General features: G+C 74.4%; 16 protein-coding genes and 1 riboswitch. Of the genes, 9 read left to right on the top strand and 7 right to left on the bottom strand.

Features of this window, described 5'->3' with window-relative positions; translation table 11 throughout:
* Positions 1-38: 38 nt before the first annotated feature.
* The gene (locus ACFQ8T_RS16220) at positions 39-749 is read right to left on the bottom strand and encodes a hypothetical protein (RefSeq protein ID WP_430547509.1); all 711 of its coding nucleotides are present in this window, start codon (positions 747-749) and stop codon (positions 39-41) included.
* A 134-nt stretch (positions 750-883) separates the two neighbouring features.
* Between ACFQ8T_RS16220 and ACFQ8T_RS16215 the strand changes: the two genes are divergently transcribed.
* Positions 884-2,056 (top strand): glycosyltransferase family 4 protein, encoded by a 1,173-nt coding sequence (locus ACFQ8T_RS16215; protein ID WP_430547508.1) that lies wholly within the window; start codon positions 884-886, stop codon positions 2,054-2,056.
* 126 nt (positions 2,057-2,182) lie between these two features.
* Complete coding sequence (locus ACFQ8T_RS16210; protein ID WP_430547507.1) at positions 2,183-2,743, top strand: hypothetical protein; 561 nt, start codon at positions 2,183-2,185, stop codon at positions 2,741-2,743.
* 135 nt (positions 2,744-2,878) lie between these two features.
* Here the strand turns inward: ACFQ8T_RS16210 and guaA are convergent, their stop codons facing one another.
* Together guaA and thiE are read right to left on the bottom strand one after the other, a co-directional pair.
* Positions 2,879-4,486 (bottom strand): glutamine-hydrolyzing GMP synthase, encoded by a 1,608-nt coding sequence (gene guaA, locus ACFQ8T_RS16205; protein ID WP_430547506.1) that lies wholly within the window; start codon positions 4,484-4,486, stop codon positions 2,879-2,881.
* A gap of 97 nt (positions 4,487-4,583) precedes the next feature.
* The gene (gene thiE, locus ACFQ8T_RS16200) at positions 4,584-5,267 is read right to left on the bottom strand and encodes a thiamine phosphate synthase (RefSeq protein WP_430547505.1); all 684 of its coding nucleotides are present in this window, start codon (positions 5,265-5,267) and stop codon (positions 4,584-4,586) included.
* A gap of 31 nt (positions 5,268-5,298) precedes the next feature.
* Positions 5,299-5,401, top strand: a riboswitch (TPP riboswitch).
* Here thiE and ACFQ8T_RS16195 point away from each other — a divergent pair.
* The 3 genes from ACFQ8T_RS16195 (at position 5,391) to ACFQ8T_RS16185 (ending at position 7,744) form a co-directional block, all read left to right on the top strand.
* The gene (locus ACFQ8T_RS16195; protein ID WP_430547504.1) at positions 5,391-6,626 is read left to right on the top strand and encodes an FAD-dependent oxidoreductase; all 1,236 of its coding nucleotides are present in this window, start codon (positions 5,391-5,393) and stop codon (positions 6,624-6,626) included. Its footprint overlaps the riboswitch before it by 11 nt.
* Positions 6,623-6,868, top strand: a complete 246-nt coding sequence (gene thiS / locus ACFQ8T_RS16190) for a sulfur carrier protein ThiS (protein WP_430547503.1) — start codon at positions 6,623-6,625, stop codon at positions 6,866-6,868. Before ACFQ8T_RS16195 ends, thiS begins: the two co-directional genes overlap by 4 nt.
* A gap of 33 nt (positions 6,869-6,901) precedes the next feature.
* Positions 6,902-7,744, top strand: coding sequence for a thiazole synthase (locus ACFQ8T_RS16185; protein ID WP_429766139.1), 843 nt, complete (start codon positions 6,902-6,904; stop codon positions 7,742-7,744).
* A gap of 135 nt (positions 7,745-7,879) precedes the next feature.
* Here ACFQ8T_RS16185 and ACFQ8T_RS16180 read toward each other — a convergent pair whose 3' ends face one another.
* Both ACFQ8T_RS16180 and ACFQ8T_RS16175 read right to left on the bottom strand, forming a co-directional pair.
* Positions 7,880-9,103, bottom strand: coding sequence for a ThiF family adenylyltransferase (locus tag ACFQ8T_RS16180; RefSeq protein WP_430547502.1), 1,224 nt, complete (start codon positions 9,101-9,103; stop codon positions 7,880-7,882).
* Positions 9,100-9,525: a DUF3817 domain-containing protein gene (locus ACFQ8T_RS16175; RefSeq protein WP_430547501.1), complete on the bottom strand. Its 426-nt coding sequence runs from the start codon at positions 9,523-9,525 to the stop codon at positions 9,100-9,102. The genes ACFQ8T_RS16180 and ACFQ8T_RS16175 overlap by 4 nt, the downstream gene beginning before the upstream one ends.
* A gap of 99 nt (positions 9,526-9,624) precedes the next feature.
* Here ACFQ8T_RS16175 and ACFQ8T_RS16170 point away from each other — a divergent pair, with 99 nt between their 5' ends.
* From ACFQ8T_RS16170 to ACFQ8T_RS16160, 3 genes are all read left to right on the top strand, one after another.
* On the top strand, positions 9,625-11,394 hold the full coding sequence (locus ACFQ8T_RS16170) for an ABC transporter ATP-binding protein (protein WP_430547500.1): 1,770 nt from the start codon (positions 9,625-9,627) through the stop codon (positions 11,392-11,394).
* Positions 11,391-13,157 carry an ABC transporter ATP-binding protein gene (locus ACFQ8T_RS16165; RefSeq protein WP_430547499.1) on the top strand — a complete coding sequence of 589 codons (1,767 nt, stop codon included), beginning with the start codon at positions 11,391-11,393 and terminating at the stop codon, positions 13,155-13,157. Before ACFQ8T_RS16170 ends, ACFQ8T_RS16165 begins: the two co-directional genes overlap by 4 nt.
* Positions 13,158-13,425: 268 nt before the next feature.
* Entirely contained in the window at positions 13,426-14,250 is an 825-nt protein-coding gene (locus ACFQ8T_RS16160; RefSeq protein WP_430547498.1) for a hypothetical protein, read from the top strand.
* A 58-nt stretch (positions 14,251-14,308) separates the two neighbouring features.
* On the opposite strand, the gene ACFQ8T_RS16155 is transcribed toward ACFQ8T_RS16160, so the two are convergent.
* The gene (locus ACFQ8T_RS16155) at positions 14,309-14,917 is read right to left on the bottom strand and encodes a GyrI-like domain-containing protein (RefSeq protein ID WP_430547497.1); all 609 of its coding nucleotides are present in this window, start codon (positions 14,915-14,917) and stop codon (positions 14,309-14,311) included.
* Between the two features lie 37 nt (positions 14,918-14,954).
* Entirely contained in the window at positions 14,955-15,854 is a 900-nt protein-coding gene (locus tag ACFQ8T_RS16150; RefSeq protein ID WP_430547496.1) for an SURF1 family protein, read from the bottom strand.
* A gap of 170 nt (positions 15,855-16,024) precedes the next feature.
* Here ACFQ8T_RS16150 and ACFQ8T_RS16145 point away from each other — a divergent pair, with 170 nt between their 5' ends.
* On the top strand, positions 16,025-18,529 hold the full coding sequence (locus ACFQ8T_RS16145) for a phosphoketolase (protein ID WP_430547495.1): 2,505 nt from the start codon (positions 16,025-16,027) through the stop codon (positions 18,527-18,529).
* The last annotated feature ends 7 nt before the right edge of the window (positions 18,530-18,536 follow it).

The following is an 18,536-nucleotide window of genomic DNA, read 5'->3' as shown; positions in this document are numbered from 1 at the left end:
CCCGAGGGTCACCGCCGCGTCGTCGTGCTGGTCGGAGCTCAGGCCGACGGCGAGCCGCTGCCGCCCGCCGGCGGCGCGGCCGGCGGGTTCTCCGGCGGCGTCGAGGGAGACGCGGACGGAGACGTCGAGGGCGGCGTCGAGGGAGGCGTCGACGTCCCGGTGGAGGGCGCCTCGGGAGCCGTGCGCGTGCTCGGCCGCTCGGGCGGCGGGGCGGGCGTCGTCGGGGCCGACCGGTCGGGCTCGACCGGGTCGGCACGGTGCGTGGCGTGCGACAGCCCGCCCTCGGACGTCAACGAGGGTGCGTCGATCACCACCTGCGGCCCCCCGGCGAGCTTGCGTAGCGCGCTGCCGAGCAGGATGAAGACGATGCCCAGGCCGATGACCAGGGCGCAGACGCCGAACGCCACCACCGAGGTGAACAGCGACGCCCGGAGGAAGGACGCGTCCATCACGCTGTCGCGGACGGGGTCCTCCTGGTCGAGCTGGGCGTAGGTCTTCCCGTCGGCCATCTCGGTGGCGTGCTTGTCGATCACCTCCGCCTGCGCGTACGCGGTGAACGGCCCGGCGACGTGCTGGCCCGCGAACATGTTGGCGTCGTCGGAGACGGTGATCTCCTCGGCGGAGAGGGTCTGGGAGACGACCACCCAGACCCCCACGCCGAGCACGATCATGACGATGCCCGCGATGACGGTGATCAGCCCGATCCCGCGGACGCCCTTGGTCGGATGAACGGTGACAGTGCTCGACATGTCGCACCTCTCCTCAGGTGTGTGCCGTGGCGCGTGCGCCGGAGGTCCCGCTCCTCGCACGGTAGCGCCAACGCACGCCCCCGTCTCGGCGAAGCCGCAGGTGGCCGCGCCGCTGCCGATGGCAGGATGAGCCGGTGCGCATCGTCCACGTCTCCGACTCCTACCTCCCGCTGCTCGGCGGCATCGAGACCCAGGTGGCCCGGCTCGCGCGCCGGCAGGCGGAGGCCGGGCACGACGTCGAGGTCATCACCACGACGCCGGCTGCCCCCGGTGAGCACGGCCTGACGACGCTGACCGACGACGACGGCGTCGTCGTGCACCGCGTCGCCGCCCGCGTGCCGGGGGGCTTCCCCGTCCACCCGCGCTCGACGGCGCACGTGCTGGCACGGCTGCGCGACCTCGAGGCCGACGGGCACCGCCCGGACGCCGTGCACCTGCACATGGGCGTGCTCGCCCCGACGGTCGAGCTGGCGCTCCGCCCGGTGACCCGGCTCGGGCTGCCGGCGCTGCTCACGGTGCACAGCGTGTGGGGCGGCTGGGAGCGCGCGTTCGCCGCGCTCGACCGCGCGACCCGGTGGTCGGCGTGGCCGGTGCAGTGGTCCGCGGTGAGCGAGCTGACCGCGGCTCCCCTGCGCCGCGTCGTCGGGCGACGGCTCGGACCCGACGCGGAGGCGGGTCGCGTGTCGGTGCTGGGCAACGGCATCGACGTCGACGCCTGGCGGCTGCCGCGCGTCGAGCGGGGCGAACGGGCGGAGGGCCGGGAGGTGCACGTCGTGTCCGCCACCCGGTTCGCGCCCCGCAAGCGGGTGCTGCCGATGCTGGAGGCGATCGCCGCCGCGGTGGAGAAGGCCCCCGGGCGCCTGGTCGCGACCATCGGCGGCGACGGCCCGCAGCTCGCCGACGCCCGCCGCTGGGTGCGCGAGCACGGGCTGGCCGACACGGTGCGGCTCGTCGGCCGCCTCACCCCGACCGAGCTCAAGCGCCTCTACGTGCGCGCCGACGTCTTCGTCGCCCCCGCGGTGCAGGACGCGTTCGGCATCGCGGCACTCGAGGCCCAGGCCGCCGGCCTCGCCATCGTCAGCCGGTCCCAGTCGGGGGTCGCGGAGCGCCTGGTCGACGGGCGGGACGCCCTCCTCGTGGACGACGACGCGGCGATGGCCGGCGCCCTCGTCCGCCTCGCCGACGACCCCGCCCTGCTCGACGCGATCATCGCGCACAACCGCTCCGCCGAGCTCGCGACGTCATGGCCGCGCGTGCTCGCCGACGTCGACGCCGCGTACCGCGCGGCGGCCTCGATCACGCGCTGACCGACCGGCCGCCGTCGGGCCTGGTCACGGACGGATCGGTGCCTCGGCGTATCACCGTCGCCGTGGGACCCCTCGTCACACCATGACCGGCGACGAGGGGATCGCCGGCTGACGTGAGGAGCGACGATGACCATCACGACACGCACCCGCACCCGCCGCGCACGGCTCGCCGCCGTCGTGGGCGGGCTCGCGGCGATCGCGGCCCTGGGCACGACCGCCCCGGCCGCCACGGCGGCGCCCGACGACGGCGCCGCGCCCGTCCGGGTCGAGGCGGTGACCAGCGACACGCCGGTCATGGTCGAGGACCTCAAGCTCTCCGCCCAGGCGGCCCGCACCACCTACTACTGTGCCGTCCTCGACGGCACGTTCGGCTGCAAGAACGCGAAGCCCGGCACCGGGCTCGTCGTCGCGCGGCTGTACCAGCACATCGACTACGGCGGCTTCCAGGTCGTGGTCTACAACCCGAAGTACCGGGAGGGCTGCACCGCGGGCACCGGCGACAACGAGGGCGGCGCCAACCTCGGCACCGCCCTGGCGAACAAGATCACGTCCGTCAAGACGTACAACCACTGCGACGTGCGCCTCTACAACGGCAACGACAAGACGGGGGCGCACACCGCGTTCATCGACCGGGACGACTACCTCGGCAGCTTCAACGACCGGGCGAACTCGTTCCGCATCTCCTGACACATCCGCCGACGGGAGACAGCTCCCGCCGCTACCTGCGGGCGTGGTGCGCGGCGGTGTCGTTCGTGAGAGCCGAGCGAGGCACGAGCGAATCATTCGAACGAACGACACCGCCGCGCACCACGCCCGCCTCCCTCATTCCCACTCGATCGTGCCCGGCGGCTTGCTCGTCACGTCGAGCACCACGCGGTTGACCTCGCTCACCTCGTTGGTGATGCGGGTGGAGATGACGGACAGCACGTCGTAGGGCAGGCGCGTCCAGTCGGCCGTCATGGCGTCCTCGGAGGACACGGGGCGCAGCACGATCGGGTGGCCGTAGGTGCGGCCGTCGCCCTGCACGCCGACAGAGCGGACGTCGGCCAGCAGCACGACGGGGCACTGCCAGATCTCGTCGTCCAGGCCGGCCCTGGTGAGCTCGGCGCGCGCGATGGCGTCCGCCTGGCGCAGCGTCTCGAGGCGCTCCGCCGTCACCTCGCCGACGATGCGGATGCCGAGGCCCGGGCCCGGGAAGGGCTGGCGGGAGACGATCTCCTCCGGCACGCCGAGCTCGCGGCCGACGGCGCGGACCTCGTCCTTGAACAGCGTCCGCAGCGGCTCGACCAGCTCGAACTGCAGGTCGTCGGGCAGGCCGCCCACGTTGTGGTGGCTCTTGATGTTGGCCGCGCCCTCGCCGCCGCCGGACTCGACGACGTCCGGGTAGAGCGTGCCCTGCACGAGGAACTTGACCTCTTCGCCGTGGGCGCCTGCCTCGGCGACGATGTCGCGCTGGGCGTCCTCGAAGACGCGGATGAACTCGCGGCCGATGATCTTGCGCTTCGTCTCCGGGTCGCTCACGCCCGCGAGGGCGGTGAGGAACCGCTCCTTCTCGTCGCGGATGATGAGCTTCACGCCCGTGGACGCGACGAAGTCGCGCTCGATCTGCTCGACCTCGCCCTCGCGCAGCAGGCCGTGGTCCACGTGCACGCAGGTGAGCTGGTCGCCGACGGCGCGCTGCACCAGCGCGGCGGCGACGGCGGAGTCCACGCCGCCGGACAGGGCGCAGATGACGCGCGCGTCGCCGACCTGCGCGCGGATCGCGGCGACCTGGTCGGCGATGACGTTGCCCGCGGTCCAGTCGGGGGCGAGCCCCGCGCCCTCGTAGAGGAACTTCTCCAGCACGGCCTGGCCGTGCGCGGAGTGCTTGACCTCGGGGTGCCACTGCACGCCGTACAGCCGGCGGCCGGTGTCCTCGAACGCGGCGACGGGCGAGCCGGACGACGTCGCGAGCACCGCGAAGCCCTCGGGCGCGGCGTGCACGGAGTCGCCGTGGCTCATCCAGGTGGTCTGGTGGTCGGGGGTGCCCGCCAGCAGCACGCCGGACTCGCACACCTCGACCTCGGTGCCGCCGTACTCCCGCTGCCCCGTCTGCGCGACGGTGCCGCCCAGCGCCTGCGCCATCGCCTGGAAGCCGTAGCAGATGCCGAGCACCGGCACGCCGGCCTCGAACAGCGCCGGGTCCACGAACGGCGCGCCGGTGGCGTACACCGACGACGGGCCGCCCGACAGGATGATGGCCGCCGGGTTCTTGGCGAGCATCTGCTCGGTGGTGAACGTGTGCGGCACGATCTCGGAGTAGACGCGGGCCTCGCGCACGCGGCGCGCGATGAGCTGCGCGTACTGGGCGCCGAAGTCGACGACGAGGACCGGACGCGGCGTGGGCGCCAGGTCGGCGGTGGTGGGGGTGTCGGTGGCGGGAGACGTCACCGAGCCATCGTAGCCGCCGGACGGTACCGCTCCCGGGCCTGTCCCACGGGTCACGCGGTGGGGTAGGTCACCTCGCGCGGCGGTCCGGCCCGGACCGTCAGCCCAGCCGCTCCCGCAGCTCTCGCGCGGCCCGCTCGGCGTCCGGCGCCTGCGTGATCGCCCGTACGACGACGACGCGCGACGCTCCGGCGTCGAGCACGGCGTCGAGGCGCTCCGCGGCGACGCCGCCGATGGCGAACCACGGCGTCGCCGGGCGGGTGGCGGCGACCTCGCGCAGCAGGTCGAGCCCGACGGCCGCGCGGCCGGGCTTGGTGGGCGTGGCCCACAGGGGGCCGACGCAGAAGTAGTCGACGTCCGGGTCGGCCTCCGCCGCGGCGGCCTGGTCCGCGGAGTGCGTGGACCGGCCCAGCACCGGAGCCGGCCCGAGCAGCGACCGCACGGCGGGCACCGGGAGGTCGCGCTGCCCCATGTGCACCACGGGCGTCCCGGTGAGCTGCGCGACGTCGGCCCGGTCGTTCACCGCCCAGAGCGCGCCGTGCTCCGCGGCGACGCGGGCGACCACCTCCTGCAGCTCGAGCTCGCGCGCGACGTCGAGCGTCTTGTCCCGCAGCTGCACGACGTCGACGCCGCCCGCGAGCGCCCCGTGCAGGAAGTCCTCCAGGTCGCCGCGCTCCTCGCGGGCGTCGGTGCACAGGTACAGGCGGGCGTCGGCGAGGCGGGCGCGGGTCGCGTCGGGAGCGGTCTCCGGGGCGGCACCGTGGTCGGGCGCGGTCGTGGTCACGCCGGTCAGGGTAACCACGGCCCGGGTTACAGTGGCCGCGCACGGGAGCCCCGCTCGGGGCTGAGAGGGCGTAGGAGCCGACCGTCGAACCTGATCTGGGTCATGCCAGCGAAGGGAGCGCACATGCCCACGCCCAGCAGCCCGTCCGGCACCCCGTCCGATGTCGTCGTCGTGGGCGGCGGGATCGTCGGCCTCGCCGTCGCCTGGCGCGCCGCCGCGAGCGGGCTGTCCGTCACCGTGCTCGACCCGTCGCCCGGCGAGGGCGCCACCCGCGCCGCGGCGGGGATGCTCGCGGCCGTCAGCGAGTCCGACTTCGGCGAGCGGGAGCTCGCCCGCCTCAACGTCGCGTCGGCGGCCCGCTGGCCCGACTTCGCCGCCCGCCTGGCCGCGGCGACCGGGCGCGACGTCCCCCTGCTGCGCGCCGGGTCGCTCGCCGTCGCGTACGACGCCGACGACCTCGCGCTGCTGCGCCGGGTCCTGGCGCTGCACCGGGAGTGGGGTCTCGCCTCCGCCGAGGTCTCGGTGGCCGCCGCGCGGCGGCGCGAGCCGTACCTCGGGCCGCGGCTCGCCGGGGCGGCCGTCGTCGAGGGCGACCTCGCCGTGGACCCGCGGGGGGCGCACGCGGCGCTCGTCCAGGCGCTCGGCGGCGCCCTCGTGCGCCGCACGGCGGTGCGGCTCGAGCGCGACGGCGCGGGCCGCGTCGTCGCGGTGCACGACGACGGGGGCGCGCGCCACGCCGCGGGCGCGGTCGTCCTCGCGACCGGCGCGGACGCGACGGCGGCCCTGCTCGACGGCGTCCCCGACCTGCGCGTCCCGGTGCGGCCGGTCAAGGGCGTGACGCTGCGCCTGGACGCCGGCCCGGAGCTGGCGCTGGAGCACGTGGTGCGCGGCACGGTGCAGGGGCGGCCGGTGTACGTCGTGCCACGGGGCCCGGGCACGGGCGCGGGCCCCGGCACCGGCACCGGCACCGGCACCGGGCCAGGGCACCGGGAGATCGTCGTCGGCGCCACCAGCGAGGAGCGCCCCGACGACCGCCGCGCCGAGGCAGGCGGCGTGTTCGCGCTGCTGCGCGACGCCCGCGCGCTCGTGCCCGGCATCGACGAGGCCGCGCTGGTCGACGTCACGCCGCGCGCCCGCCCGGCCACCCCCGACAACCTGCCGCTCGTCGGCGCCACCGGCGTCCCCGGCCTGCTCGCCGCCGTCGGGCACGGACGCAACGGGGTGCTGCTCGCCCCGCTCACCGCCGACGCGGTCGTGGCCGAGCTGACCGGAGCGCCTCCCCCCGACCCGGCGCTGTCCGCCGCGGACCCGCGCCGCTTCGCGCCCGCCGACCCTCTCCCCGAAGGAGCCGCCCGATGACCGCCACCCCCGCCACCCGCACCGCCGTCGTGAACGGCGAGGCCTACCCGCTCGACGGGCCGCACGGCGACGGCGTCGAGGCCGTCGTCGCGGCCCTCGTGCCCGCGTTCGTCGCCGACGGGTCCGTCCAGGGCATCGCCGTCGCCGTGAACGACGCCGTCGTCCCCCGCGGCCTGTGGGCCGGTACCCGGATCTCGCCCGGCGACCGGGTCGAGATCGTCACCGCCGTCCAGGGCGGCTGACCACGAAGCCTGACCAGGAAGCACGGAGGAAGCATGACCAGCACGCACGCCGCGGCCACGTCCCGCCCGCTCGCGCACCCTCTCGTCGACCCCCTCGTGGTCGCCGGCACGGAGATCGGCTCGCGCCTCGTCATGGGCACGGGCGGCGCGTCGAACCTCATGACGCTCGAGGACGCGCTGGTCGCGTCGGGCACCGGGCTCACCACGGTGGCGATGCGCCGCGTCGCGGTGCGCCCGGGCGGCGCGGGCGCCGAGGACGGCGGCATCTGGGGGCTGCTGGAGCGGCTCGGCATCCGCGCCCTGCCCAACACGGCGGGCTGCTTCTCGGTCGCCGAGGCCGTGCTCACCGCCCAGCTCGCGCGCGAGGCGTGCGGCACCGACTGGGTCAAGCTCGAGGTCGTCGCCGACGACGTCACCCTGCTGCCCGACCCGATCGGCCTCGTCGAGGCGGCCGACCGGCTCGTGCGCGACGGGTTCGTCGTCCTGCCGTACACGAACGACGACCCGATCCTCGCGCGCCGGCTGGAGGACGTCGGGTGCGCCGCCGTCATGCCGCTCGGCGCCCCCATCGGCACCGGCCTGGGCGTGCTCAACCCGCGCAACATCGAGGCGATCGCGAGCGCCGCGCGCGTGCCCGTCGTCCTCGACGCCGGGGTGGGCACGGCGTCCGACGCCGCCCTCGCGATGGAGCTCGGCTGCGACGGCGTGCTGCTCGCGACCGCCGTCACCCGTGCCGCCGACCCGGTCCGCATGGCGCACGCCATGCGCCTCGCCGTCGAGTCCGGCCGCCTCGCCGCCGGGGCCGGCCGCATCCCGCGCCGCGAGGGCGCGCTGGCCAGCTCCTCCCCCGACGGCCGCCTCGACCTCGCCCTCTGACGCCGAGGTGGTACCGGACCTGCCGAGGTAGTACTCACGGACCGCCACCTCGACGAGGCTCGTACTACCTCGGCGGGTCGGGTACTACCTCGCGGGTCCTCGTACTACCTCGGCAGGTCCGGTACCACCTCGCGGTCAGATGGCGAGGAGCAGGGCGGGGGCGCCGCCCTCGACGGAGCGGGCGTCGACGCCGGCGGCGCGCGCGACGTCGGCCACGCGGGCCGAGCGGGCGCCGGCGGCGCAGACGAGGAGCACCGGGCGGTCGGCAGGCAGCGCGGAGATCGCCGCCGCGGCGCCGTCTCCCCCGCCGAGGAAGCCGCCGCTCGGCGACACCGTCGCGCCGGCGACCGGCAGCGCCTGCACCTCCCAGTCCTCGCGGACGTCGACGAGCGCCACGGGCGCGTCGCCGGCGAGCAGTGCCGCGGCGTCGACGGCGCTCATGCTGGCGGGGCCGAGCCCACCGCCCGTCGTGCCCGTGCCGGCGTCCGCCGTGCCGCCGACCGGGGCGGGCAGGCCGCAGAACGCGGCGTACGCGGCGTCGTCGGCGAGCAGCTCGGCGACGGGCTCGCGCGTGGGGTCGGGGCGGACGGCGAGCTGGCGCCACGAGAGCTCGAGCGCGTCGTAGACGGCGATGCGGCCGAGCAGCGTGGTGCCCGCGCCGGTGATCAGCTTGACCGTCTCGGTCGCCATGACCGAGCCGACGGTGCCGCACAGGGCGCCGAGCACGCCGCCGGTGGCGCAGTCGGGCACGGTGCCCGGCGGCGGGGGCACCGGGAAGACGTCGCGGTAGGTGACGCCGCGCTCGCGGGCGCCGTCGTCCAGCACCGGCGCTCCCCAGAAGACGGCGACCTGGCCGTCGAACTGGTGGATGGCGCCCCACACGACGGGCACGCCGAGGATCTCGGCCGCGTCGGAGACGAGGTAGCGGGTCGGGAAGTTGTCAGCCCCGTCGAGCACGACGTCGTACCCGCCCACGATCTCCAGCACGTTCTCGGGGGTGAGCCGCACGGGGTGGGTCACGACCTCGACGTCGGGCGCGAGGTCGGCGAGCCGGTCGCGCGCCGACTCGACCTTGGGCCGGCCGAGGTCGGCCGTGCCGTGCACCACCTGGCGCTGCAGGTTGGAGAGGTCGACGACGTCGTCGTCCACGACGCCGAGCGTGCCCACCCCGGCGGCCGCGAGGTACTGCAGGGCCGGGCTGCCGAGGCCCCCCGCCCCCACGACGAGCACGCGCGCGGCGGCGAGCCGGCGCTGCCCCTCCGGCCCGACGCCGGGCAGCGGCAGGTGCCGGGCGTACCGGGCGAGGCGCGCGGCGTCGAGCTCCGGGCCGGGTGCGACGAGGGGGGCGAGCGACGTCATGCCGCGTACCGCTCCTCGAGCGCCGCGAGCTTGGCGTCGGCGTCGGCGTGCACGCGCTTCTCGAGGACGAACGACATCACCGGCACGACGCCGGCGAACACCATGGTGGCGAGGCGGCCGAAGCCCCAGCGCATCTTGGACCACAGGTCGAGCACCGTGACGAGGTAGACCACGTAGATCCAGCCGTGCGCGAACGGCACCCAACCCAGGTAGTCGATGACGACCTCGACCGGCACCACGTACTTGAAGAACAGCTCGACGCACAGGATCAGCAGCATCACACCGGTGAGGATCGCCATGAACCGGTAGCGCTTGAGGGCGCCGCGAGCCTTGCGGATGGCGGCCTCGGCCTGGGCCTGGCTGGCGCCGCCGGCGGGCGACGGCGAGGGCTGCGGGGCGGGGGTCTGCTGCGGCGTGCTCACCCCAGCATCGTAGGCGCGAAACGATGCGGTTAATCCGTGGCCCGGTGTCGGCGGGCGTTCGTAGGCTGGATCCTCGTGCGACCTCTTCCCTTGCCCGACGTGGGCAACCCTCCCCTGAAGTCCCCCGCCCGGCTGCTGGCCTGGCAGGGGTGGCGTCAGCGCGACGTGCTCGCGAAGTCGCTGGTGGCGGGCGTGGTGGCGATGCTGGCGTCGGCCGCGGCCCCGCTGCTCATCGGTCGCGCCATCGACGAGGGCCTGTCTCAGGGCTTCGGCGGCCCCCTGTTCGCCTGGTGCGGCGCGATGCTCGGCGCCGCCGCCATGATCGTCGTCGCCGGCATCTTCAACCACATCTGGGACGTCGAGAACTGGGTGCGGGCGTCGCTGTCGTTCTCCCAGCTCGTGGGCTACAAGGCCTCGCGCGCGGGGCACGCGATCACGCGCAAGCTGCCCACCGGCGAGGTCGTCTCCGCCGTCGCGAACGACGCCCTGCGCGTGGGCGACATGTTCTCCATGGCCGGCCGGTTCACCGGCGGCGTGATCGCGTACGTCGTGGTCGTCGTGATCATGCTGTCGCAGCACGTGCAGCTCGGCCTCGTGCTGGCTCTCGGCATCCCGGCGGTGGCGGCCGTCCTCGGCCTGCTGATCAAGCCGCTGCAGTCGCGCCAGACGACGCAGCGCGAGGCCACGGGCCGCCTGACGTCGCTCGGCGCGGACACCGTCTCGGGCCTGCGCATCCTGCGTGGCATCGGCGGCGAGGACGAGTTCGCCGCCCGCTACGCCCGCCAGTCGCAGGAGGTCCGGCACCAGGGCGTGCGCGTCGCCGTGCTGCAGTCGGTGCTCGACGGCCTGCAGGTGCTGCTGCCCGGGCTCCTCGCCGCGCTCGTGCTGTGGCTCGGCGCCCGCGCCGCCGTCCGGGGCGAGATCACGAGCGGCCAGCTCGTGACGTTCTACGGCTACGCCGCGTTCCTCGCCTGGCCCGTGCAGATGGCCACGCAGATGCTGCAGATGGTCATCCGCGCCGTCATCTCCTCGCGCAAGATCCTCGACGTGCTGCGGGTCACCGAGGCGACGCCGTCGACCGCGACGCCCACGGACGCGCCGCCCCCCGGCGTCGAGCTCGCCGACGAGGCGAGCGGCCTGGTGCTGCGCGAGGGCCGCGTCCTGGGTCTCGTCAGCGCGGACCCGGATGCCTCGGCGCGCGTCGCGACGCGGCTCGGGCGGCTCGACGACGAGGCCGAGGCCGGCACGCCGGTCCGGCTCGGCGGCGTGCCGCTGGCCGACCTCGACAAGGAGGCGCTGCGCCACCGCGTCGTCGTCTCCGAGGCGACGCCGCACCTGTTCTCGGGCGTGCTCGGTGAGGCGCTCGACGCGCGCGGCCGCGCCACCGAGGCCGACCTGCTGGCCGCGATGGTCACCGCCGACGCGCACGACGTGCTCGACAGCGTGCCCGGCGGCCTCGCCGGCGAGCTGCCCGAGAAGGGCCGCTCCCTGTCGGGCGGCCAGCGGCAGCGCGTGGCGCTCGCGCGGGCCCTGCTCACCGAGCCGGAGATCCTCGTCCTCGTGGAGCCCACCAGCGCGGTGGACGCCCACACCGAGGCGCGGATCGCGGAGCGGGTGGCGCAGGTCCGCCGCGGCCGCACCACGCTCGTCGTCACGGCGAGCCCGCTCGTGCTCGACCACCTCGACGAGGTCGTGCTGCTCGACGACGACGCCACGGTCGCGGCCAGCGGCACGCACGCCGAGCTGCTCGCCCGCCGCGACGCCCACGGCGCGGCGTACCGCGCCGTCGTCGGCCGGAGCATGGCGGAGGACACCGACGACGAGACCGACGAGCTGACCGACACCGACCTGGAAGGAGCGGCACGATGAGCAGCACGACGAGCAGCACCACCAACCCGAACCTGCTGCCGATCGCCGACCGCGCCGAGGTCAACCGCACGGTGGGCCGCCTGTTCCGCCGCCACCGCGGCCAGCTCGGCGGCGTCGCGGTGCTGCACACCCTTGCCGCGCTGGCCGGCCTGGCGGGCCCGTTCCTGCTGGGGCGGATCATCGACCTGGTCGCCGACGGCACCACGCTCTCCGCCGTCGACTCGCTCGCGATGGTGCTCGTCGGCGCCGTCGTCGCGCAGGCCGTCATCACGCGGTACGCGCAGCGCCTGTCGATGGTCTTCGGCGAGCGGGTCTTCGCCGACCTGCGCGAGGAGTTCATGGACGCCGTGACCCGGCTGCCGCTGTCGACGGTGGAGAAGGCCGGCACCGGCGACCTCGTCGCGCGCACCACCAACGACGTCAACAAGCTGCAGCACGCCGTGCGGTTCGGCGTGCCGCGCGTGCTCGTGTGCGTCGTGACGATCGTGCTCACGCTGGTCGCGTCGTTCCTCGCGAGCCCGCTCGTGGCGGTCGGGCTGCTCACCGGCGTCCCGCTGATCGTCGTGGCCACGCGCTGGTACCTCCGGCGCGCGACGCCGGGCTACCTGCGCGAGTCGGCGGCCTACGCCGCGATCAACGGCTCCATCACCGAGTCCGTCGAGGGCGCCCGCACCACCGACGCCCTGCACCTCGGCGCCCGCATCCGCCGCCGCATCGACCGCGACCTGCGCGAGGCGTTCGACGCCGAGTCGTACACCCTGGGCCTGCGCCTGCGGCTCATCCCGGCCCTGGACGCGGCGGTCGCGATCGCGCCGATCGTCGTCATCCTCTGGGGCGGCTGGCTCGTGTCGCAGGACCTCACCACCGTGGGCACCGTCGCGACCATCGCGATGTACGGCCACCAGATGGGCGGCCCGGTGTTCGACCTGGTGTTCTGGCTCGACGAGCTGCAGGTCGCGGCCGTCGCGCTGGCGCGTGTCGTCGGCGTCGGGCTGGTCGGCCCGGACCGGACCGCCGGCACCGCCGTGCCGTCGTCGGAGGACGTCCGCGCCCGGTCGGTGCGGTACGCGTACCGCGAGGGCCACGACGTGCTGCACGGCATCGACCTGGACCTCGCGCCGGGCGAACGGCTGGCCGTCGTCGGACCCTCCGGCGCGGGCAAGTCCACGCTGGGCCGCATGCTCGCGGGCATCCACCCGCCCACCGGCGGCTCGGTCACCGTGGGCGACGTGCCGCTCGTCGAGCTGCCGCTGGAGGACCTGCGCCACCACGTCGCGCTGGTCACCCAGGAGCACCACGTGTTCGTCGGGTCGCTGGCGGAGAACCTGCGCCTGGCCGACACGTCGGCCACCGACGACGCCCTGTGGGGCGCGCTCGGCGCGGTCGACGCCGCGTCGTGGGCGGCCGCGCTGCCCGACGGCCTCGAGACGGCGGTCGGGTCGGGAGGCCACACGCTCACGCCCGCCCAGGCGCAGCAGGTCGCGCTCGCGCGGCTCGTGCTGCTCGACCCGCACACGCTCGTCCTCGACGAGGCGACGTCGCTGCTCGACCCGCGGGCCGCCCGGCACCTGGAGCGGTCGCTCAACGCCGTGCTCACCGGCCGCACGGTGGTCGCCATCGCGCACCGCCTGCACACCGCGCACGACGCCGACCGCGTCGCCGTCGTCGACGGCGGCCGCATCACCGAGATCGGCCCGCACGACGAGCTCGTCGCCGCCGGCGGCGACTACGCCAGGCTCTGGCACAGCTGGCAGCACGAGTAGCCCGCGCGCCCAGATCGAGGTATCCGTCGTGAGATCGACCCACTGAAGGTCGATCTCACGACGGGTACCTCGATCTGGTGTGGTTGTCCACAGACGCCGCTTCGTGCACGACCTTTTTCTGACACGCTCCCTCGCCATGACGACACCGCCTGCACGCCCGGGCGACCGCCGAGGGCTTGCCGCTCCGGTCGTCCCACCCGCCACCCGGTTCAGCGAGGGCCGACGCAGCGAGATCGCGGTCGAGGTCTCGCGCGGCAGGCTCGAACGGGTGCGCAAGGGCGTCTACCTGGCGCCGGTCGACGCCGACGGGCCCGCTCGTACCAGGCGGGCCGAGGTCCTGCGACAGGTCCGCGCCGTCGAGGCTAGGCTCTCGACGACGTTCTGGTACTCCCATGCGACGGCGGCCGTGCTGCACGGATGCAAGACAGTCCGGTTGTCCTCCGCGGTCCACGTCACTCAGCTGCGAGCACCCAACGCCGACCAGGCGCGCGAGCGCGACCTCCGCCGCCACTGGACCGCCCTTCCTGAACGCGACCGAACCGCCGTCGACGGCTTGCCCGTCACCACACTCGAGCGGACGGTGGTCGACTGCGCGCGGACGCTCGCCTCCGACCAGGCCCTGGTGATCGCCGACTCCGCGCTTCGGGGCGACGCGGACCCCGCGCTGATCCGGACGATCCTCGAGGAGTCCGTCGGCGGGCGAGGGGTTCGCCGGGCCCGCGAGGTCGTCGGTCTTGCAGATCCCCGTGCGGAGTCCGCCGGTGAGTCACTTCTCCGTTGGATCATCCACGACGCCGGCCTGCCCGCCGCAGAGGTGGGGTATGCCGTCACGACCCGGCGCGGCGACGCGTGGCTCGACCTGGCGTGGCCGGACCGTCGGGTCGCGCTGGAGTTCGATGGCGCCGTGAAGTACTCCGGGGGCGAGTACGGCGACCCCGCTCGGCGCCGCTTCGAAGAGAAGCTCAGGCAGGACGCGCTGGAGGAGAACGGATGGCTCGTCATCCGCGTCGTCTGGGAGGACCTGCAACGCCCGGAGGCTCTCGTCGCCCGCATCCGGTCCGCGTTGCGGTCGCGGGCACCGAGATCGAGGTAGCCGTCGTGAGATCGACCCACCGAAGGTCGATCTCACGACGGCAACCTCGATCTCGCGGTCAGGGCGCGACGGGCTGGCGGATCAGGGTGCGCAGCTTCTCCGGGGCGGTGCGGCGCAGGTCGGACAGGTAGATCTCGTGGTGCAGGCCGCGCAGCGCTCGCCCCTCGGCCTGGATGAACGCGTGCAGCCGTTCGATCGTCGCGGGCTCGGTGGCGAACGGCCCGCGGTGCAGCACCTGCGCGGCCTCGCCCTCGTCGTGACGCTCCAGCCGGACGCGGTCGCCGGCCGGGGGCCGCTTCGCGGCGACGGCGCGCGCCAGCACCTCGGCGGCGTCGACGTGCTCGACGGCGTCCGGCAGGCTGATCATCAGCGTCCAGCGCCACTCGTCCTTGGCGTCCACGCTGAACGTGCTCATGTCGTCCGACCACCACAGGCCCTCGAGCGGCATGACCGTGTAGGCGTCGCCCGTGGCCTCCTTGACCGCCGCCCGTAGCGTGTACGCGAGCGGGTACAGCGTCTCGACCGCCTCACGGTACGCCGGCGCGGTGTTCGGGTCGCCCTCGCCGTCGACCATGAGGAACGGGCGGGGCGGCAGCGCCACCATCGCGGGCGTCGTCGTCGCGCCGTAGTGGTACCGCGGCTCGCGCTTGAGGTCGATGCTCGCCATGCCGACAGCCAAGCAGCCGCCGCCGACATCAGGGGGGTCAGCCGGGCAGCCCCGCGATGCCGGTGCCGACGGGGTCGTCGGAGTCGTCGTGGGTGCGGCCGCGCTTCGTCCCCGCCGCCTCGTCGCGCACGAGCCGGATCCAGAGCACCACCGCGAAGAGCCCGAAGACCCACCACTGCAGGGCGTAGAACAGGTTCTGCAGGTTGACGCCGTCGCTGCCCTCGAGCACGGGGCGCGGCAGCAGGGCCGGGCCGCCCTCGGCGGCGGTCGCCTGCGCGGGGTCGGACGTCGTGAGCACGACGTACCCGGAGTAGATCGGCCCGCCCCACGTGTTGACCAACGCGCCGGTGGAGATGGAGTCGGTGAGCGGCGGGCCGTCCGGGTTGTCGGGGAGCGGCTCGACGCCCTCCTGCACGGACTCCGACGCCTGGAGCCAGCCGGTGACGCGTACCTCGCCGTCGGGGACGTCGAGCGCCGCGGCGTCCGGGGCAGGAGAGTCCACCCACCCGCGCACGACCGGGAGGACCGGCGGCCCGGACAGGTCCGCCCACGACGCACCGCCGGTGCCGTCGTCGGTGACGCGCAGCGGCGTGAGCACCAGGTACCCGGTGCGGCCGTCCAGCGCGCGCCCGGCGACGAGCATCTGCCCCTCGGGCTCGTACTCCCCCGTCACCCACGCCTCGGTGCCGACCAGCTCGCCGGGGAACGACGTCTGCGGCGGGAGCAGGTCGCCCAGCGCCTCGGGCCCGTGCGACGCCTGCTCCGCCGCCTCCTGCTGGGCGGCGAGCTCGGCGCGCTGGTAGGCGCGGTCGAGCTGCCACACACCCAGCCGGCCGCACACGGCGGCGGCGAGCAGGAAGAGGAGCAGGATCCCGATCATGCGGGGCTGGAGGGCCACCGCCCCGAACGACCTGCGGGCGGGCTGGGGGCTGGGCACGGCACCACCGTAATCGGCCCGGGCCCTACCCCAGGAATCCGTGCGCCGCGGGCACCTGACACGTCGCCAGATCGACGTCACGCCCTCTGACCTCGCCGGTCGTGCTGCATTCGGGCACCGGGTGCGGTGGAATGAAGGCGCCGGCCTTCCCCGAGCCCCTGGAGCGTGTGATGAGCACCACGACCACCCCGACCGTCAGCCCCACCCCGTGGCGCACCGGCGCCGGCACCGAGCTCTCGGCCGAGACGATCGACCGGATCGACCGGTGGTGGCGGGCGGCGAACTACCTGTCGGTCGGTCAGATCTACCTGCTCGGCAACCCGCTGCTGCGCGAGCCGCTGACCCGCGACCACGTCAAACCGCGCCTGCTGGGCCACTGGGGCACGACGCCGGGCCTGAACTTCTTGTACGCGCACCTCAACCGGGTGATCAAGGAGCGCGAGCAGTCCACGGTCTACGTCGCCGGCCCCGGCCACGGCGGCCCCGGCCTCGTCGCGAGCACGTATCTGGACGGCACGTACTCCGAGCTCTACTCGGACATCACCGAGGACACCGACGGCGTGCGGCGCCTGTTCCGCCAGTTCTCGTTCCCTGGCGGCATCCCGAGCCACGTCGCCCCCGAGACGCCCGGTTCCATCCACGAGGGCGGCGAGCTGGGATACGCCCTCTCGCACGCGTACGGCGCGGTGTTCGACAACCCGGACCTGCTGGTGGCGGCGGTCGTGGGCGACGGCGAGGCCGAGACCGGCCCGCTGGCCACGAGCTGGCACTCGAACAAGCTGCTCAACCCCGCGCAGGACGGCGTCGTGCTGCCGATCCTGCACCTCAACGGGTACAAGATCGCGAACCCCACGATCCTCGACCGCATCGGCCGCGACGAGCTCGAGTCGCTCATGGTCGGGTACGGGCACAAGCCGCACTGGTTCGAGGTGGCCGACGGCTCCGACGAGTCGCACGAGTCGATCCACCGCCGCTTCGCCGCGGTGCTGGACGAGGTGCTCGACGAGATCGCCGCGATCAAGGCGCAGGCCGCCGTCGAGGGGGTGGACATGGCGCGCCCGGCCTGGCCCATGATCGTGTTCCGCACGCCGAAGGGCTGGACGGGCCCGGAGTACATCGACGGCAAGAAGACGGTGGGCTCGTGGCGCGCGCACCAGGTGCCGCTCGCGAGCGCGCGGGACACGCCCGAGCACCTCCAGGTGCTGGAGACGTGGCTCAGGTCGTACCGGGCCGAGGAGCTCTTCGACGACGACGGCCGCGTCCTCGACGACATCCGCGAGCTGGCCCCGCCCGGCGAGCTGCGCATGAGCGCCAACCCGCACGCGAACGGCGGCGTGCTGCTGCGCGACCTGCGCCTGCCCGACTTCCGCGACTTCGCCGTCGACGTCCCCGCGCCGGGTGCCGGCGCGGTGGAGGCGCCGCGCGTGCTGGGCCAGTTCCTCACCGAGGTGATCCGCCGCAACCCGGACAACTTCCGGATCTTCGGCCCGGACGAGACGGCGTCCAACCGCCTGCAGGCCACGTTCGACGTCACCGGCAAGCAGTGGAACGCCGAGTACTTCTCGCCGGAGGTCGACGAGCACCTCGTCCGCGCCGGCCGGGTGATGGAGCAGCTGAGCGAGCACCAGTGCCAGGGCTGGCTGGAGGGCTACCTGCTCACCGGGCGGCACGGCCTGTTCACCAGCTACGAGGCCTTCATCCACATCGTCGACTCGATGTTCAACCAGCACGCCAAGTGGCTCAAGGTCACCAACCACATCCCGTGGCGGAGGCCGATCGCGAGCCTCAACTACCTGCTCTCCAGCCACGTGTGGCGCCAGGACCACAACGGCTTCAGCCACCAGGACCCGGGCTTCATCGACCACGTCGTGAACAAGAAGGCCGAGATCGTCCGCGTGTACCTGCCGCCGGACGCCAACACCCTGCTGTCCACCTACGACCACTGCCTGCGCTCGCGCCAGTACGTGAACGTCGTCGTGGCGGGCAAGCAGCCGGCGCCGCAGTTCCTCACGATGGAGCAGGCGGTCGCGCACTGCACGCGCGGCCTGGGCATCTGGGAGTGGGCCGGCACCGAGGTCGAGGGCGAGGACCCGGACGTCGTGCTCGGCGCCGCGGGCGACGTGCCCACGCTCGAGGTGCTCGCGGCGGCCGACATCCTGCGCCACCGCATCCCGGACCTCAAGGTCCGCGTCGTGAACGTCGTCGACCTCATGCGGCTGCAGGACGAGAAGGAGCACCCGCACGGCCTGTCCGACAAGGACTTCGACACCCTGTTCACGGCCGACAAGCCGGTGATCTTCAACTACCACGGCTACCCGTGGCTCATCCACCGCCTCACCTACCGGCGCACCAACCACGCCAACATCCACGTGCGCGGGTACAAGGAGGAGGGCACCACGACGACGCCCTTCGACATGGCGATGCTCAACGACATCGACCGGTACCACCTCGTGGTCGACGTCATCGACCGGGTGCCGGCGCTGCGCTCGCGGTACGCGGGCCTGCGGCAGGAGATGGTCGACGCCCGCCTCGCGGCCCGGCAGTACACCCGCGAGCACGGTGAGGACATCCCCGAGGTGCGCGACTGGGTGTGGCCGGACGTCGGCGAGACGGGCACCGAGAACGGCGGGCCCCAGTACGACGCCGCGGCGGCGACGGGCGGCGACAACGAGTGACAGGGGA

This window comes from Isoptericola sp. NPDC056618 (assembly GCF_042792715.1).
Classification (GTDB): domain Bacteria; phylum Actinomycetota; class Actinomycetes; order Actinomycetales; family Cellulomonadaceae; genus Isoptericola; species Isoptericola nanjingensis.
The sequence above is the reverse complement of the archived record's forward strand: the minus strand, read 5'-3'. Positions and strand labels throughout refer to the sequence as shown.

What these genes read in the sequence shown, in the direction of transcription:
- thiS (WP_430547503.1), top strand. Translation starts at nt 6,623, where the DNA reads ATGACCGCCACCCCCGCCACCCGCACCGCCGTCGTGAACGGCGAGGCC.
- ACFQ8T_RS16165 (WP_430547499.1), top strand. Translation starts at nt 11,391, where the DNA reads ATGAGCAGCACGACGAGCAGCACCACCAACCCGAACCTGCTGCCGATC.
- ACFQ8T_RS16185 (WP_429766139.1), top strand. Translation starts at nt 6,902, where the DNA reads ATGACCAGCACGCACGCCGCGGCCACGTCCCGCCCGCTCGCGCACCCT.
- ACFQ8T_RS16145 (WP_430547495.1), top strand. Translation starts at nt 16,025, where the DNA reads ATGAGCACCACGACCACCCCGACCGTCAGCCCCACCCCGTGGCGCACC.
- ACFQ8T_RS16210 (WP_430547507.1), top strand. Translation starts at nt 2,183, where the DNA reads ATGACCATCACGACACGCACCCGCACCCGCCGCGCACGGCTCGCCGCC.
- ACFQ8T_RS16220 (WP_430547509.1), bottom strand. Translation starts at nt 749, where the DNA reads ATGTCGAGCACTGTCACCGTTCATCCGACCAAGGGCGTCCGCGGGATC.
- ACFQ8T_RS16155 (WP_430547497.1), bottom strand. Translation starts at nt 14,917, where the DNA reads ATGGCGAGCATCGACCTCAAGCGCGAGCCGCGGTACCACTACGGCGCG.
- ACFQ8T_RS16180 (WP_430547502.1), bottom strand. Translation starts at nt 9,103, where the DNA reads ATGACGTCGCTCGCCCCCCTCGTCGCACCCGGCCCGGAGCTCGACGCC.
- ACFQ8T_RS16195 (WP_430547504.1), top strand. Translation starts at nt 5,391, where the DNA reads ATGCCCACGCCCAGCAGCCCGTCCGGCACCCCGTCCGATGTCGTCGTC.